Raw genomic sequence first — 2,605 nt, forward strand, 5'->3', positions numbered from 1 at the left:
AAGTCGTCCCCGGTTCCGATTTGATCCCGTCCACCGTTCCGACTTGAAGCCGTCCATCCTTCCGATTTGATCCCGTCCAGGGATCGGTCTGAAGAACCCTGCTGCACCGGGTCATCCGATTGGGGCATTGCGACTTCTCCACCAGAGAGGGACGCGATGCCAGCAAACAGAGAGATGACCATGCGACAGATGCGGCAAGTGCTGCGGCTCCACGCCAGCAAAACCAGCGACCGCGAGATCGGCCGGATCGTGGGCGCGGCGCGCTCGACCGTGCGCGATGCCATCCAGCGGGCCAAGGCGGCCGGGCTGATCTGGCCGCTGCCGGAGGACCTGACCGACGCGGCCCTGGAGGAGAAGCTGTTCGCCCGGGCGGGCACCCGGGTCGGCACGCGCCGCCGGCCGGAGCCGGATTGGGCCCATCTGGTCCAGGAGCTCAAGCGACCCGGCGTCAGCATCGCCATCCTGCACGAGGAGTACCGGGCAGACCATCCGGATGGCTATGGCTATTCCCGCTTCTGCGACCTGTTCCGCTCGTTTGAGCGCCGCCTGACGCCGACCATGCGCCAGCATCACGTCGCCGGCGACAAGGTGTTCGTGGATTACTCAGGCAAGAAGCTGCCCATTGTCGATCCGCTCACCGGCGAGGTCCGCCACGCCGAGATCTTCGTCGCGGTGCTCGGCGCCTCCAACCTGACCTATGCCGAAGCGACCTGGACCCAGACCCTACCGGATTGGATCGAAGCCCATGTGCGCATGTTCCGGTTCCATGGCGGCGTGCCAAAGCTCATCGTGCCTGACAACCTGAAGAGCGGCGTCCACAAGGCCTTGTTCTACGATCCCGAGATCAACCGCAGCTACGGCAAGATGGCGGCCCACTACGCGGTCGGCATTCTTCCAGCCCGGCCCCGACGCCCGAAGGATAAAGCAAAAGTCGAGGCCGGCGTGCGCTTCGCCCAATCCTACATTCTCGGTCGCCTGCGCCACCGCACCTTCTTCTCGCTCCAGGAGGCCAATGCCGCTATCGCCGAGGCCGTCGAGCGCATGAACAGCGTGCCCATGCGCCGGCTCGGCGTCAGCCGGCGACAGGTGTTCGAGACCATCGAGAAGCCGGCCCTCGCACCCCTGCCGGCGGAGGATTACGTCTTCGCGCAATGGCAGTTCGCCCGGGTCGGGCTCGATTATCACATCGAGGTCGAGGGCTTCTTTTACTCGGTGCCGTTTGGCCTCATCGGCCAGCAGGTCGAGGTGCGCGTCACCCAGCGCACCGTCGAGGCCTTCCACAAGGGCGGGCGCGTGGCAGCCCACGCGCGGCGTTACGCGGGGCGGGCGCACGGCACGCAGGCCGAGCACATGCCGAGCTCGCATCGCCGCTATGCCGCCTGGTCGCCCGAGCGCTTCCGCTCCTGGGCGGCGTCGATCGGCCCCAACACCGAGGGGCTGATTGCCGCCATCCTGTCGGCGCGTCGCCATCCCGAGCAGGGCTTTCGCACTTGCATCGGGGTTTTGCAGCACATGCGCGGCATCCCGCAGGAGCGTGTCGAGGCGGTCGCGGCCAAAGCCCTGGCGATCCAGGCGCTGACCTACAAGAGCATCGTGTCGCTTCTCGACACCCACCGCGAGCGCGCTCCCGCCCCAGCCGCCGATCCGCCCGTTCTCACCCACCCCAATGTCCGCGGACCGGGGTATTTCCACTAACAGGAGACCGACCATGTTGACCCATCCCACCCTCGACCAGCTCCACGCGCTGGGCCTGCACGGCATGGCCAAAGGCTTCAAGGCGCTCAGCGCCACTCCCGAGGCTGACGCGCTCGGCCATGCCGAATGGCTCGGCCTGATCCTCGATCATGAAGTGACGACGCGGCAGCAGAAGCGTTGCGAGACCCGGGCCAAAACAGCCAAACTGCGCCATCCCGCCAGCGTCGAGGATGTCGACTTCCGGGCTCCGCGCGGCCTTGACCGGGCGCTGTTTCTCAAGCTGGCGTCCTGCGACTGGATCCGCGAGCGGCGCAATCTGTTGATTACCGGCCCGTGCGGCGTCGGGAAGAGCTGGCTCGCCTGCGCCCTGGGACACCGCGCCTGCCGCGAGGACCTGTCGGTGCTCTACCATCGTGTGCCGCGGCTGTTTGCGGCGCTCGATCTCGCCCGCAGCGATGGCCGCTACTCTCGCCTGTTACGCAGCCTCGCCCGGGCCAAGCTACTGATCCTTGACGACTGGGGTCCTGAGGCGCTCACGGGCGAGCAGCAGCGCGATCTGCTGGAGATCGTCGAGGACCGCTACGATGCCGGTTCGCTGCTGATCACCAGTCAGGTGCCGGTCGAGAACTGGTACGCGATGATCGGCAGCGTTCCGACCCTGGCGGACGCCATCCTCGACCGGGTCGTGCACAATGCCTACCGGATCAATCTGACCGGCGAGAGCCTGCGCAAGACCCGCCACACGCAAGCCGACGCTTGACCAGCGTCACCACCTCAACCACCATCCATCACTGACCCGAAGAGCGGCGCTCAGGTGGACGACTTCACCTCGGACCCATGGACGGCTTGAAATCGGAATGCCTGGACGGCTTCAGATTGGACGAAGTGGACGGCTTCGTCGGTATCCTCA

General features: G+C 66.3%; 2 protein-coding genes. Both read left to right on the forward strand.

Annotation, left to right across the window (positions count from 1 at the left end; translation table 11 throughout):
• Positions 1-180: 180 nt before the first annotated feature.
• Entirely contained in the window at positions 181-1,695 is a 1,515-nt protein-coding gene (gene istA, locus ILT44_RS30135) for an IS21 family transposase (protein WP_204243287.1), read from the forward strand.
• A 13-nt stretch (positions 1,696-1,708) separates the two neighbouring features.
• Entirely contained in the window at positions 1,709-2,455 is a 747-nt protein-coding gene (gene istB, locus ILT44_RS30140) for an IS21-like element helper ATPase IstB (RefSeq protein ID WP_204243288.1), read from the forward strand.
• The last annotated feature ends 150 nt before the right edge of the window (positions 2,456-2,605 follow it).

Source organism: Microvirga arvi, from assembly GCF_016892765.1.
Lineage (GTDB): Bacteria > Pseudomonadota > Alphaproteobacteria > Rhizobiales > Beijerinckiaceae > Microvirga > Microvirga arvi.